The 12,844-nt window shown below is 59.3% G+C and carries 13 protein-coding genes; 8 read left to right on the top strand and 5 right to left on the bottom strand.

Annotated features, from left to right (window positions below):
* Positions 1–5 precede the first annotated feature (5 nt).
* Positions 6–836, bottom strand: a complete 831-nt coding sequence (locus EL18_RS00775) for an N-acetylmuramidase domain-containing protein (RefSeq protein WP_244444489.1) — start codon at positions 834–836, stop codon at positions 6–8.
* Positions 837–1,038: 202 nt separating this feature from the next.
* Here EL18_RS00775 and trhO point away from each other — a divergent pair, with 202 nt between their 5' ends.
* The 6 genes from trhO to EL18_RS00805 all read left to right on the top strand — a co-directional run bounded on the left by trhO (position 1,039) and on the right by EL18_RS00805 (position 8,452).
* A complete protein-coding gene (trhO, locus tag EL18_RS00780) occupies positions 1,039–1,980 on the top strand; it encodes an oxygen-dependent tRNA uridine(34) hydroxylase TrhO (RefSeq protein ID WP_036483577.1) in 942 nt (313 codons plus the stop codon).
* A gap of 84 nt (positions 1,981–2,064) precedes the next feature.
* Complete coding sequence (locus EL18_RS00785) at positions 2,065–2,760, top strand: tellurite resistance TerB family protein (RefSeq protein ID WP_036478760.1); 696 nt, start codon at positions 2,065–2,067, stop codon at positions 2,758–2,760.
* Between the two features lie 207 nt (positions 2,761–2,967).
* Positions 2,968–3,963: a DctP family TRAP transporter solute-binding subunit gene (locus tag EL18_RS00790; RefSeq protein WP_036483584.1), complete on the top strand. Its 996-nt coding sequence runs from the start codon at positions 2,968–2,970 to the stop codon at positions 3,961–3,963.
* Positions 3,964–4,074: 111 nt separating this feature from the next.
* Entirely contained in the window at positions 4,075–4,770 is a 696-nt protein-coding gene (locus EL18_RS00795; RefSeq protein ID WP_081871048.1) for a TRAP transporter small permease, read from the top strand.
* A gap of 3 nt (positions 4,771–4,773) precedes the next feature.
* The gene (locus EL18_RS00800) at positions 4,774–6,393 is read left to right on the top strand and encodes a TRAP transporter large permease (RefSeq protein ID WP_036478763.1); all 1,620 of its coding nucleotides are present in this window, start codon (positions 4,774–4,776) and stop codon (positions 6,391–6,393) included.
* 277 nt (positions 6,394–6,670) lie between these two features.
* Positions 6,671–8,452 carry an SLC13 family permease gene (locus EL18_RS00805; RefSeq protein ID WP_036478764.1) on the top strand — a complete coding sequence of 594 codons (1,782 nt, stop codon included), beginning with the start codon at positions 6,671–6,673 and terminating at the stop codon, positions 8,450–8,452.
* A 6-nt stretch (positions 8,453–8,458) separates the two neighbouring features.
* On the opposite strand, the gene EL18_RS00810 is transcribed toward EL18_RS00805, so the two are convergent.
* Both EL18_RS00810 and EL18_RS00815 read right to left on the bottom strand, forming a co-directional pair.
* Positions 8,459–8,860, bottom strand: a complete 402-nt coding sequence (locus EL18_RS00810; protein ID WP_051913626.1) for a DUF1801 domain-containing protein — start codon at positions 8,858–8,860, stop codon at positions 8,459–8,461.
* A gap of 69 nt (positions 8,861–8,929) precedes the next feature.
* Positions 8,930–10,102 (bottom strand): pyridoxal phosphate-dependent aminotransferase, encoded by a 1,173-nt coding sequence (locus EL18_RS00815; RefSeq protein ID WP_036478766.1) that lies wholly within the window; start codon positions 10,100–10,102, stop codon positions 8,930–8,932.
* Positions 10,103–10,184: 82 nt separating this feature from the next.
* On the opposite strand from EL18_RS00815, the gene EL18_RS00820 reads away from it, so the two are divergent.
* Complete coding sequence (locus EL18_RS00820; RefSeq protein ID WP_036478768.1) at positions 10,185–10,868, top strand: GNAT family N-acetyltransferase; 684 nt, start codon at positions 10,185–10,187, stop codon at positions 10,866–10,868.
* Between the two features lie 50 nt (positions 10,869–10,918).
* Complete coding sequence (locus EL18_RS00825) at positions 10,919–11,122, top strand: hypothetical protein (protein ID WP_036483592.1); 204 nt, start codon at positions 10,919–10,921, stop codon at positions 11,120–11,122.
* Between the two features lie 6 nt (positions 11,123–11,128).
* Here the strand turns inward: EL18_RS00825 and EL18_RS00830 are convergent, their stop codons facing one another.
* Together EL18_RS00830 and EL18_RS00835 are read right to left on the bottom strand one after the other, a co-directional pair.
* Positions 11,129–12,160 carry a nickel/cobalt transporter gene (locus tag EL18_RS00830; RefSeq protein WP_036483594.1) on the bottom strand — a complete coding sequence of 344 codons (1,032 nt, stop codon included), beginning with the start codon at positions 12,158–12,160 and terminating at the stop codon, positions 11,129–11,131.
* Position 12,161: 1 nt separating this feature from the next.
* Positions 12,162–12,824, bottom strand: a complete 663-nt coding sequence (locus EL18_RS00835; protein ID WP_051914124.1) for a DUF1007 family protein — start codon at positions 12,822–12,824, stop codon at positions 12,162–12,164.
* Between the last annotated feature and the right edge of the window lie 20 nt (positions 12,825–12,844).

A 12,844-nucleotide genomic window follows, 5' to 3' on the forward strand; every position in this document is an offset into this window, starting at 1 on the left:
GTGGACTATTGTGCACGCAAAGCATGCCTGTGCCGCGTCACCCGCTGAAAAAGCCGTCGTGTGTTTCGTAGAAACGCGCCGAGCGGATGAAGCGTTTTCGACGGTGTCTCCTGCCGAGGAGAGAGCGCATCGCGAGTGGCGCTGTCGAATCGGCCACTCATCGGCAATCCCGTTGCTCTCTGAAAGGATAGCACCGCGTGGCGCGTGGCCGGTCCGAAAATTCCATCGAGCCGGAGCTTGGCGCCGTTTTGGTTCAGCGCATTCTGGAAATTCAGGATTTCCTTCACGGACAGGCCCTCCCGATCATCTGGCTCATTCTGAACCCTGCGATTGCGGCGATAGGCGAACGCCAGTTTCAGGTGGTAGCCGTTGCGTGCAAAGGATCTTCCGTTGTAGCCACGCGCGAAGCGCTGCCAGTCGCGGGCCATGAGAGGCTGAAGCAGGCGGTTCTTTTCCAGGAAGAGCAGCATCAGACGCAACTGGCCGGCAAGGCCGCTGCGCGCCTCTTCGACAAAGGCGTCCACGCTGGAAAACCCGAGCAGCTTCCAATGCGCACCCATGATTTGCCCCACGCCCCAGGAGGTAGACTCACAGGCCGCTGCGGCGTCGATCTCACATGCCCGTTTCAAAAGCCGCCAACGAGCCTTCTGGGACGGCGGGTTGCGTACTCCACCAGCTTTCGGACTTGCCAAGCCCGCTGCCACGGCCCGTGCCCGATTGCCCGGGGACAGCCGCCGGTGGAAGTAGTGTCCCTCAAAGCGGATCATCGGCTCGTTTCGACCATCGATCCGCGCTTGCACGCGTCCTCCGCTTTCCACCTCGATCAATGCCAGCAACAGGGCGGGTTCGATGCCATATTCGTCTGCGGCTGCCGTGATTGTGTGCCGGGTATCGTGTTCGAACATTGTTTTGCTCCCGTTTGCGATGCGCATATTCTTGCTGAAACAGCGAGAGCGGGGATAAAACGCATTTCACGAGGAGGCGGTTTGTTTCCGCCAACCCTTGTCTTTGCCACGATTGCTGCCTACGAGCCTTGCCATGACTGCTGCATCATCATCCCCACGCTATACGGTTCTGGCGCTGTATCGTTTCGCGCATCTCGAAAACCACGAGGCGCTGCGCGAGCCGCTGCTGGCGCTTTGCCAGCGCGAAGGCATCCGGGGCACCCTGCTTCTTGCTCGTGAAGGCATCAACGGTACGGTGGCAGGAAGCGCCGAAGCGATCGAGGCGCTTGTTGCTCATCTGGCAGCGATCCCGGGACTGGGGCAGCCGGATTACAAATACAGCCATGCGAGCGAAATGCCTTTCCGCCGCATGAAGGTGCGGTTGAAGAAAGAGATCGTAACCATGGGGGTCGAAGGTATCGACCCGCGCGTCCATGCCGGAACCTATGTGGAGCCGAAAGACTGGAACGCGCTTATTTCCGATCCGGATACGGTCATCATCGACACACGCAATCGCTACGAGACTGCCATCGGCACCTTCAAGGATGCGATTGATCCGAAGACGGAGACTTTCCGGTCCTTCCCCGAATGGACGCAGGAGCGGCTGGACGAATTGCGCGGACGCAAGGTGGCGATGTTCTGCACCGGTGGCATCCGCTGCGAGAAGGCGACCGCCTATCTGCGGCAGCAAGGCGTTGAGGACGTCTTCCATCTGAAGGGTGGCATCCTGAAATATCTGGAAGAGGTTCCTCGTGAGGAAAGCCGTTTTGAAGGCGAGTGCTTCGTTTTTGACGAGCGCGTCTCGGTGGGGCATGGTCTTGAGGAAGGGGAGGCCGAACTTTGCCGCGCCTGCCGTCACCCGCTTCTTGCCGAAGACCGCATCTCGGATCTGTTCGAGGAGGGCGTGTCCTGTCCGCACTGCTATCATGACCGCACGGACGCGGACCGGGAGCGTTATCGCCAGCGTCAGCGGCAGATCGAACAGGCGTTGAAAGAGGGCAAGCCGATACCCATTGGTGATCCTCTGGATGTATAGGTGCATGCCTATTGCAATTTATCGTTGTGTCGCTTACCCATCCCCGCGGCACGAAATGCGCGGTGCAACAACGAGGAGAACACGATGATCGATCCCAAGAAGCTTCTGGACGGTCTGTTGGGTACGCAGATGCCGGGCGGCGAGGGTACTGTCGGTGACAAGGCCGGTCGGCTTTCCCAGCTTGCCAAGGACAATCCAATAGCTACGGGCGCGATCGCTGCAGTCCTTCTTGGAACCGGTGCTGGTCGCAAGTTGACCGGCAATGCAATCAAGCTCGGTGGACTGGCCGCTGTTGCTGGCTTGGCGTACAAGGCTTACCAGAATTACCAGAGCGGCAAGGCACCAGACGCCGCCCGTGAGGATGGAGACCTCCTCCCGCCGCCATCCGATACCACCTTTCACCCTGCACAGGCACCGCAGGGCGAGGACGAATTTGCGCTCGATCTGGTGCGTGCCATGATCGCTGCCGCACGTGCCGATGGTCATATCGATGCGGCCGAGCGCGAGCGCATTTCCGGCCGCCTCAAACAGTCCGGGATGGATGCGGAGGCCGAAGCTTGGCTCGTCGAGGAACTGGAGAAGCCGGTCGATCTCGATGCGATTATCGATTCCGCGAAGACAGACGCCCAGAAGATCGAGCTCTACACCGCTTCGCGCCTGGCAATCGAGCCCAACAGCCGGGCTGAGCGCGGTTATCTGGACATGCTTGCCGGTCGCCTTCGCCTTCCCGATCCGCTTGTCGATCACATCGAGGCAACGGTCGCCGAGGCTTCTGCCTGAGGGCGAAACCGCCCGCGGTGGAGAAATGCATCTTGCGCGGGCGGTTCGACGGTCTACTCTGCAATCAGACCTTGATGCGACGTCTAATACTTTGGTCTTACTTGTGACCGGATGAAGCGCGCCGCTACAGAGGTTGGACTGGCGCAGCCTCTTGTGTCTGCGTTCCCGTGCATCTGCGCGGCAAAAACAAATGTGGAGGAGCTCATCATGAAATATCTTATCGGTTCGGTGTCCGCCCTGGCGCTCAGCCTTCTCGCATCGAGCGCATATGCTCAGTGCGATGATGGCGAGATGGTCATCAAGTTCTCACACGTCGTGGCAGCCAGCGGTCATCCTAAAGGTGATGCGGCAACGATGCTTGCAGACCGCATCAACGATGAGATGAACGGTACCGCCTGCATGGAGGTCTATCCGAACTCCACGCTTTATGACGACGACAAGGTGATGGAAGCGCTGCTGCTCGGTGACGTGCAGCTTGCAGCACCTTCGCTGTCGAAGTTCGAGGCCTACACGAAGAAGTACCGCCTTTTCGATCTTCCGTTCCTGTTCTCAAGCCTGGATGCGGTCAACAGCTTCATCAATTCAGAAGATGGCAAGGGCATGCTCACCATCATGGAAGATGAGGGCTATACCGGTATGGGCTACTGGATGTCCGGCCTGAAGCAGTTCTCAGCCAACAAGCCGCTTGAGGTGCCTTCGGATGCGTCGGGTCTAAAGTTCCGCGTGCAGACGTCCGATGTGGCCGTAGCCATGATCGAGGCGATGGACGCTTCCGCGCAGAAGCTCGCCTTCTCGGAAGTCTACAGCGCTCTTCAGACGGGTGTCGTGGATGGCCAGGAGAACTCCTGGTGCAATATCTACACGCAGAAGTTCTTCGAGGTGCAGGACGGTATCACCAACACCAACCACCAGCTTCTGTCCTATCTTCTTGTGACTTCGACCGAATGGCTGGAAGGCCTTGATGAAGAGGTTCGCAATCAGTTCGTTTCCATCGTCGAGGACGTGACGAAGCAGGCCAATGACGATGTTGCGCAGAAGGAAGAAACCTGCCGCCAGAACATCGTTGATGCCAATGGCGAAATCCGTGAGCTTACCGAAGAGCAGCGCTCGCAGTGGCTTGAGACCATGAAGCCAGTCTGGGAGCAGTTCGAGGACGACATTGGCGCAGACCTGATCAAGGCTGCCGAAGGCAGCAACTCCTGATCGTGAGCTGACAGCACTGGCGCATCCCGCTTGCGGGTGCGCCAGTATCTTCCGCGCCGAACAAAAACATGTATATCCGGCGCGGAAAACTGACCCATCGGGGAGGGGTTTATGGCCTTGCTCTGGCCTTCACTGGCATTGATCGTGCTGGTCGCGCTGCTGTTCTTCGCAGAACGACGTTTTCCTGTCGCAGTCTCGCGCATGGAAGAGAATTTCATCGCAAGTCTGCTTGCCATCATCACGCTTGTCTCCTTCGTGCAGGTGATTGCGCGCTATGGCTTCAACAGCGGTTGGGGCGGGGCGCTAGAGTTCACGCGCATTGTCTTTGCCTGGATGATCCTGTTTGGCATGAGCTATGGCGTGAAGAACGGCGTTCATCTGGGTGTGGACGCCTTCGTGAAGCTGCTGCCGAGCCGACTGTTTCGCATTGCGGCCCTCTTCGGAGCCTTCGCAACCTTCGCCTATGCCTTCCTGCTCCTCTATGCGGGTTGGCTTGCATGGGTGGGTGTGGACATCTCCTCCAACTGGCGTCAATCCGGTGCGATTGGCTACTGGACCTTCATGTTCGACCGGGGGACCGGTCTGGACGATCTGCGCTATCCCGTCTGGATGCAGGACACGTTCGGTCTTCAGGAGCGCGTGCAGCGCTGGGTGGCCTATCTCATGCTGCCCATTGGTCTGGCACTTCTGGCTTTCCGCTCGGCCCAGGGCTTCATGCAGATATGGCGCGGAGAGCGCGAGCTTCTGATCGCCGGTCACGAGGCGGAAGATCTCGTAGCTGAAAACCGCGATGCGCTGAAGGAATAGACCATGATCTCGGCCATTCTCTTCCTTCTCGTCCTGACCTTCCTCTTTCTCGGCGTGCCGGTCGCGGTGTCTCTCGGCCTTTCCTCGCTGATCATCATCATCTTTTTCTCCAGCGACTCGGTCTCGTCCGTGGCGCTGCAACTCTTCAAGGCGTCGCAGAACTACACGCTGCTGGCGATCCCGTTCTTCGTGCTGGCTTCGGCCTTCATGTCGACAGGCGGCGTGGCGCGGCGCATCATTCGCTTTGCGATTGCCTCGGTCGGCCACTTCAAGGGCGGGCTGGCCATGGCTTCCGTGCTTGCCTGCATGATGTTCGCCGCACTTTCGGGTTCATCGCCTGCAACGGTCGTTGCCATCGGCACCATCGCCATCGCGGGCATGCGGCAGGTGGGTTATACACGCGACTTCTCCGCAGGCATCATCGCCAATGCGGGAACGCTCGGCATTCTCATCCCGCCATCCATCGTCATGGTTGTCTATGCGGCTGCGACGGACGTTTCCGTTGGCCGCATGTTCCTGGCAGGTGTCGTGCCGGGCATCGTCGCCGGTCTTATGCTCATGATCGCCATTTATGTGATGGCCCGGGTGAAGAACCTGCCTGCGGAAGAGTGGAAAGGCTTCGGCGAGATCGTGGCTGGCGGCAAGGAAGCCGGGTGGGGCCTGTTCCTCATCATCATCATTCTGGGTGGCATCTATGGCGGCGTCTTCACGCCGACCGAAGCCGCAGCCGTGGCGGCAGTCTATGCTTTCGCGGTCGCCCTTTTCGTCTATCGCGACATGGGACCGATGAAAGGGCAGCCCTGGATTGCCGAAGATGCAAGTCCCAGCGCGCGCATCGGCTTTTCGGGCACGGTCTACGCCGTCGCCTTCTTCTTCGTCTTCATGATCCTGTCCTTTTTCGCCACAGCGGATATGGACGGCGTGACGCTGCAGGGGCGCACGGTGTTGGGGCTCGTGCTCTCGCTTGGCGTGATGTTCGCCTACATCATCTGGCGCGGGCGTCCGCATGGAGACGTGTCGATCCTGGGCGCGCTGCGCGACAGCCTGCCCGTTTGGGGCCGCAATCTAGGCCTTACCGCGCGAAACTTCTTCCCTGCATTCTTTGCGGAAGACACGCGCAAGGTGATGGTGGAAGCGTCGCGCACGACGATCATGCTGATGTTCATCATCGTCAATGCACTGCTTTTCGCCCATGTGCTGACCTCGGAGCGCATTCCGCAAACGATCACGGATGCGATGATCGGTGCCGGCTTTACCTGGTTCACCTTCCTTATCGCAGTCAATCTTCTGCTGCTTCTGGGTGGGCAGTTCATGGAGCCGTCTGGCCTGCTGCTGATCGTTGCGCCTGTCGTCTTCCCCATCGCGATGGAGCTTGGCGTCGACCCGGTTCATCTGGGCATCATCATGGTGGTGAACATGGAGATCGGCATGATCACGCCGCCGATAGGACTCAACCTGTTCGTCACATCCGGCATCACGGGCATGAGCCTGTTGCAGGTGGTGAAGGCGGCGCTTCCCTTTGTGGCCGTGCTCTTCGCCTTCCTGATCCTGGTCACCTATGTGCCGATGCTCTCGACATGGTTGCCATACAGCCTGATGGGGCCGGAAATCGTGACACGATAAGAATTTTCGGGGAGATTTTAATGGTTCGCTAACTTGTTCTTAACGATTGCGAATCATAATCGGGGAACAGTCGGATCGGCTTTCCTCCTCCCAAGCACGGTTCGAATGGGCGGCCGCTTTCTTAAAGCGCCGCCCTTTTTTCGAGACCCTCATTTCCCGCCCGAATTTCGCCCAGATCTCAGTGGAGCGATCGCGACGAGAGTGGCGGAACCTTCTTCTTGAAAAGTGGTTTCACCGCCTCCGGGCGATCGCCCGGCACTTCAGGATCGCGGGTCCCATGCTGGAAATATTGTCGGGTTACGAAGCCTATGTCGCGCTGGCGCTGCTGGGGCTGATCTTTGCGTTCTTCATCTCGGAACTCTATCCGCCGGAAGTCACTGCAGCGGGCGGTGCGGCGGGCTTCGTTCTTCTGGGTTTTGTCCAGCCCGGCGAGGCGATGGGTGTCTTTTCCAATCCCGCACCGCTGACCATTGCAGCAATGTTCATCCTTTCCGGCGCCCTTATCCGTACGGGCGTGCTGGAGGCTTTGGCCGATGCGGTGATCAGCCGGGCCGAAAGCCGGCCTGCAATGGCCGTAATCGTGTTTGTGGTGGTGACGGTGCTTGCCTCCGCCTTCATGAACAACACGCCGGTCGTGCTCATTCTCATTCCCATCGTCATCAAGCTGGCAGCAGCGCTCGAGATCGCGCCAACGCGCTTTCTGATCCCGCTCTCCTACGCGTCGATACTGGGCGGCACCTGCACCCTGGTCGGTACCTCGACCAATCTCTTGGTGGATGGTGTTGCGCGGGAAGCCGGGCTCGAAGCCTTTTCCGTGTTCGAGATCACCCCGGTGGGCATCGTGGTTGCGGTGGTGGGCCTCGGGATGCTGGCGCTACTTGGGCGGCCACTCCTGCCCGATCGCGGTGTGGCCGGTCGTGGCACAGGCGAAGAAGAGATCCAGTTCCTCTCGGAAGTAACCGTCCGCAACGAAGGCGACTTCACCAGTGCCCCAATCGGGGAGATCGCCGAGTTGAAACGGCCCGGTCTGCGCCTCATTGGACTGCGCAGCGGGGGTACCACCCATCGCGGCGAACTCACCGAGCGCACGCTCAAGAAGGGCGATACGCTTATCGTGATGGCCACCACTTCCGAGCTACTTACCCTCAACGATGAAGCGGATCTGCGGGTCGGTCTGCGGCGCGGTGCCGATCAGGGGGCGGATTCGGTCGTGGTCGAGGCCATCGTCGCGCCGCGCAAGGCCAGCAGCGGGCAGCGGATCGCCGATCTCATTCTCGGCCGCCGCTTCGGTGTACGCGTTCTCGGCGCGCACCGCCACAGGCACATTCCAGGCCCCGATCTTGAAAATGTACGTCTTCGTCCTGCCGACAAGCTTCTCCTCGAGGGGCCTCCGAGCGGATTTGATGCGTTGGCAGAAGAAGCCGATCTCGTTTCGGTCTCGCGTCCGGCAGGCCGGGCATTTCGGCGACGCAAGGCACCGATTGCCATACTGGGCCTTGCCGGTGTGGTCATACTTGCGGCCTGGGGACTGGCCGATATCGGCATACTCGCCATGATCGCTGTGGCAGCAATTCTGCTTCTGCGCTGCATTGATGCGGATGAGGCGTGGGATTCGATCGAAGGATCGATCCTCGTCCTGATCTTTGCGATGCTGATCGTCGGCAAGGGGCTGGAAAATGCCGGGAGCGTCAAACTGATCGTTGGCGCGGTTGCACCGGTTCTGGAAACAATGTCGCCAATGGTGGCGCTTGTGGCAGTCTACTTCCTTGCCTCGTTCCTGACCGAGCTTGTCACCAACAATGCCATTGCAGTTCTGCTGACACCCATCGTCATTGGCCTTGCGCAACAGATGGGACTGGATCCGCGCGCTTTTGTCGTGGCCGTGATGTTCGGTGCCAGCGCCAGCTTTGCCACCCCCATAGGTTACCAGACCAACACTCTGGTCTATGGCGCGGGCGACTATCGCTTCACCGACTTCCTGAAAATCGGAATCCCGATGAACGTGTTCGTTGGCATCGCCAGCGTGTTGGCCATTGCCTGGTTCTTTCCGATGGATTGAGGTCAGCTAGGCTTTGGCGGCCTTTAGCCGCGTGTTGAAGTCAGCTGCGTCTGCGATCAGTTTCCGGAATGCCTCCGGATCCACCGCCGCACCTTCCTTCAGGTCGATTGCGCGGCGGGTGCCTGCGGTCAGGCTTGCATTGAACAGCCCCTGCGGATCGGGCAGGGACGCTCCGTAGGCGAAGGTGAGCTTGACCTTGTCCTTGTAGCTCTCGCCCGTGCAGATGATGCCTTCATGCTCCCACACTGCCACGCCTGACGGGTTGGATGGTTTGCGCCACTTGATCGCTTCGGTGATGCGCGGGTCGGTGAGGATCAGCTGGCGCACATGCGCCAGCATTGCTCCGCGCCAGCCGCCGAGTGCCTCGAATTTGCGCGTGATCTCCGCTTCCACTTCGCTCGCGCTCATTTTGCCCTCCCATGGGGTGCTGGCGACCGGTGCGAAGGGAATCACAGGCGGTTGTGGCATTCAAGATGCTCAACCTTTTGCGAGAAACTCTCCCATGCGCTCGATGGCGCGGCGGATATTCTCTTCGGAATTGGCGTAGGAGAGGCGGATATAGCCCTCCCCGCACACGCCGAAATCCGGGCCGCCGATCAGGGCAACGCCAGCCTCTTCCAGAAGCGCTGATGCCAGCTTCTTGGCCTTCCAGCCGGTCTGGCTGATATTGGGGAAGGCATAGAAGGCTCCCTTGGGGGTGCGGCAGGTGATGTTGGGCAGGCTGTTCAGCCCTTCAACCACGACCTTGCGACGCCTGTCGAAGGCCTGCATCATTTTCTCCACATCGTCCTGCGGCCCGTCGATTGCGGCAATGCCTGCATATTGGGCAGGTGCGTTGACGCAGGACCAGCAATTGACTGCAAGCTTCCGCACATTCTCATAGAGGCGGTCAGGCCAGATCGACCACCCCAGACGCCAGCCTGTCATGGCCCAGGTCTTGGACCAGCCATTGAGTACGATCAGGCGGTCGCGGATTTCGGGGAAGGTCAGGAGCGAGGTGGATTCCTCGCCATCATAGGTCATCACGTCATAGATCTCGTCCGACATGATCGCGACCTGGGGATGCGCCTCAAGCCCCTTCACCAGCTTTTCGATCTCTTCGCGCGGCGTCACACCACCGGTCGGGTTGGCCGGCGAGTTCAGGATGAGCAGGCGTGTACTGGGCGTGATGAGCGACAATGTTTCGTCCGCCGAGAAGGCAAAACCGTTTTCTTCGCGGATCGGTACCGGTACGGGTTTTGCGCCGGTAAACTCGATCATGGACCGGTAGATGGGGAAACCGGGATCAGGGTAGAGAATTTCTGCACCTGGTTCGCCGAACATGGTGATTGCGGCGAACATTGTCGGCTTGCCGCCGGGCAGGATCATGACGTTGTCAGGCGAGACCTCCACACCGGTAGTCGCAAGCGTACGCCGCACGACGGCCTCACGGGCTGGCAGGATACCGGTGGCCGGCGTGTAGCCGTGGTGGCCGTCGCGCAAAGCCTTGATGGCAGCTTCCACGATATGTTCAGGGGTCTGAAAGTCTGGCTGACCGATGCCAAGATTGATGATGTCGCGGCCCTGCTGCGCCAGTTCCGTCGCCCGTGCCAGAACCGCAAATGCGTTTTCCTCGCCGATACGGTTAAAGGCTTCTACGGTCTGGAGCATGTCGAAAGTCCCCCTGGTGCTGTTGTCCTCGCGGCGCTTTTGTGATCGTTGCGAATGCTTTCGTCAATCGCGGGACCTTGTGATGAGTGACCTGGATCAATGGAAAACGCGACCGCTTCCACAGCGCAATGCTCTTGCAGGCCGCCTTGTCACCTTGGAACCGCTTGATCCCGCTCGACATGGAGACGATCTCTTCGAGGCTGCCAATGTGGCGGATGCCGAAGAGCGATTCCGATGGCTTTTCGAACATCCACCTGCCAACAGAGATGATTTCCAGCGCTGGCTCGAGAAAGCATCCACCACGAGTGACCCGCTCTTCTTCGCTGTTTGCGAGAAGGGCACCGGGCGAGCGCTTGGCCGCCAGGCATTGATGCGCATAGATGCGGCCAATGGCGTGGCCGAGATCGGCAGCATCTATTGGGGGCCGGAACTTGCGCGTACGGCAGGAGCCACCGAGGCGGTCTATCTGTTTGCGCGCCACGTCTTCGATGATCTCGGCTATCGCCGCTTTGAGTGGAAATGCAACAGCCACAACGAGCCGTCACGATTGGCTGCTAAGCGGTTTGGCTTCACATTCGAAGGTGTATTTCGCCAGCACATGGTCGCAAAAGGAGCCAATCGCGATACGGCGTGGTTCTCGATCATCGACAGTGAGTGGCCTCGATTGCGGGCTTCCTTCGAAGCATGGCTTTCGCCTGATAACTTCGACGAGCGGGGTCGGCAGTTGAAAAGGCTGGTGAAAATGCGCGAAGGTCACTCCAGTTGATTCTCTAGATGCAGCCGCAGGCCGCGTCTTCCTGGAGGGCGGAGAAGGCCATGAAGGACAATCGCGACGCCATCATCGCCGCCGCTTTCATCATTATCGGTTTCGGCGTGATCGGCTATTTCATGCCGCGTCTGGTTTTGGCCGTAGGCGAATTCTCGACGCTTGCTGCCGGTGCAATCGCCCTGCTTTTCGTCCTGGGCTTCTTTCTCATATTCTGGCTGCGGGGCATCTATCAGCGACGCAAGAACCGCTGATGATCCTCAGGCGGCCAGCGAGGCCGCCAGAAGAACGAGACCCAATACAAGAACCAGAAATGCCCCGCCTATCTCGATGGCGTGGTGGATGTAGCCGCCGGTGCGGCCATCTCCTGCGATACGCAAGGCAACGTTCTTCGCAGTCACCGCGAGTGTCGCGAGCACGGAGACGGTAATCGCCGTGCCGATCGCCATGGCAAAGACCGAGACAATTCCCCCAAGCCACAGGGCATTCAGGAACGAAAACGTCAGGACGATGAGGGCGCCGGAACAAGGTCGCATACCGACCGCGGCTATGGCGGACCCCGCTGTTCTCCAATCCAGCTTTTCGCCGGTCAGCACATCGGGCGAAGGCGCATGCGAGTGTCCGCATGAGGGACAGGCAAGTTCTTCATCTGCGTGGCGGTGCTCGTGGGGGTGGTGATGTGCATGGCTGCAGGTTTTACCATGATGGTGGTGATGTGTCTCGGCCGCGGAGAGAGAATGCATCCGGGGCTTTGGCAAAAGCGCTGAAAGCTTTCGATAGAGAAGCCAAGCGCCGAAAGCGGCGATAAGAGCGAAACTGGCGGTTTCCAGCCAGCGCGTGGCATCGGTCATCGAGACGGTGGTGCCGCGCAGCACAAGGAAGACGAGGCCCATGACAGCGATCGCCACAACGGCTTGCAACATGGCGGAGGCAAACGAGAGCATGACACCGCGGCGCAGTGCGACCTCATTGGCCAGCATATAAGACGATATGACCGCCTTGCCGTGGCCAGGGCCGGCAGCATGGAAAACACCATAGGCGAAGGAAAGACCTATGAGGAACCAGAGCTTCGAGCCGTCCTCACGCATTTCCTTCAACGCACCCGTCAGGGCACGGTAGAATTCCTGCTGCTGTGTGTTCACCCACTGCAACAGCCCTGCAAACGGGCCTGTGGGGCTGATGGACGGCTCTGCTGCGCCAATGCCCAGCGAGCTTTGTGCGAAAGCTGGGTCCACAAGAAGCAGCGCACCTACAGTGCCCAGGCCCAGCGCAACCCATGTCAGCTGTTTCATTTCAGCCATTCGCCTTGCAGTCGATCTCAAGTTTGGTGGCAAAGATCTTGCTCAGGTCGTTACCGCCGGGATCATCGAAGAAAGCATCGGTCAGGGATTGCTGGTTCTGCGCAATCGCCTCGTCCGCGTCAGGACGAATGACCTGCTTGGTGCAGCTTTCGGGCAGGTTCTCGACGGAAAGATATTCGTCTTCTGTGAAGTCTATGGCGGTGTAGAAGGTGGGGTCGTAGACGCCAAATGTCACCTTCTCATCCAGAGGGATCGCAGACGCGGGATGCGACTCGAACATGATGATGAGCTGGTTGTCGGTGAAATCCGCGATCATCGTATCCGGTTTCACCATGTCGACATCCTTGCCGCCCGCCGTAACGATCTGGAAGTGATTGAACTCCGCGATGGATGCATTCACCACCTTGGCGACTTCCTCAAGCTCCTCGCTATCCAAGGTGAGATCCTTGTTGGAGTCGAATTCGACCAGCACGGTGGAGGAAAAAAGATCGTCGAAGCGCCAGAGATGGCGAAGTCCCTGCACCTGACCGTTTTCCACCACGACATCAAGGCGCGCTTCAGCGAATACATGGGGGTGGGCAATGGAAGTTGAGGAGCCACCAAGGGCAAAGATCGCGGCAGCGGCAATCGTCTTGGGGCGGTTCAAGGCGTGCATGCGCATCGTTCCGATCTTGA

Source organism: Nitratireductor basaltis, assembly GCF_000733725.1.
Lineage (GTDB): Bacteria > Pseudomonadota > Alphaproteobacteria > Rhizobiales > Rhizobiaceae > Chelativorans > Chelativorans basaltis.

Excerpts from the sequence above, each read along its gene's own strand:
- trhO (WP_036483577.1), top strand. The coding sequence starts at position 1,039 with ATGACTGCTGCATCATCATCCCCACGCTATACGGTTCTGGCGCTGTAT.
- EL18_RS00785 (WP_036478760.1), top strand. The coding sequence starts at position 2,065 with ATGATCGATCCCAAGAAGCTTCTGGACGGTCTGTTGGGTACGCAGATG.
- EL18_RS00790 (WP_036483584.1), top strand. The coding sequence starts at position 2,968 with ATGAAATATCTTATCGGTTCGGTGTCCGCCCTGGCGCTCAGCCTTCTC.
- EL18_RS00795 (WP_081871048.1), top strand. The coding sequence starts at position 4,075 with ATGGCCTTGCTCTGGCCTTCACTGGCATTGATCGTGCTGGTCGCGCTG.
- EL18_RS00800 (WP_036478763.1), top strand. The coding sequence starts at position 4,774 with ATGATCTCGGCCATTCTCTTCCTTCTCGTCCTGACCTTCCTCTTTCTC.
- EL18_RS00805 (WP_036478764.1), top strand. The coding sequence starts at position 6,671 with ATGCTGGAAATATTGTCGGGTTACGAAGCCTATGTCGCGCTGGCGCTG.
- EL18_RS00810 (WP_051913626.1), bottom strand. The coding sequence starts at position 8,860 with ATGAGCGCGAGCGAAGTGGAAGCGGAGATCACGCGCAAATTCGAGGCA.
- EL18_RS00815 (WP_036478766.1), bottom strand. The coding sequence starts at position 10,102 with ATGCTCCAGACCGTAGAAGCCTTTAACCGTATCGGCGAGGAAAACGCA.
- EL18_RS00820 (WP_036478768.1), top strand. The coding sequence starts at position 10,185 with ATGAGTGACCTGGATCAATGGAAAACGCGACCGCTTCCACAGCGCAAT.
- EL18_RS00825 (WP_036483592.1), top strand. The coding sequence starts at position 10,919 with ATGAAGGACAATCGCGACGCCATCATCGCCGCCGCTTTCATCATTATC.
- EL18_RS00830 (WP_036483594.1), bottom strand. The coding sequence starts at position 12,160 with ATGAAACAGCTGACATGGGTTGCGCTGGGCCTGGGCACTGTAGGTGCG.
- EL18_RS00835 (WP_051914124.1), bottom strand. The coding sequence starts at position 12,824 with ATGCACGCCTTGAACCGCCCCAAGACGATTGCCGCTGCCGCGATCTTT.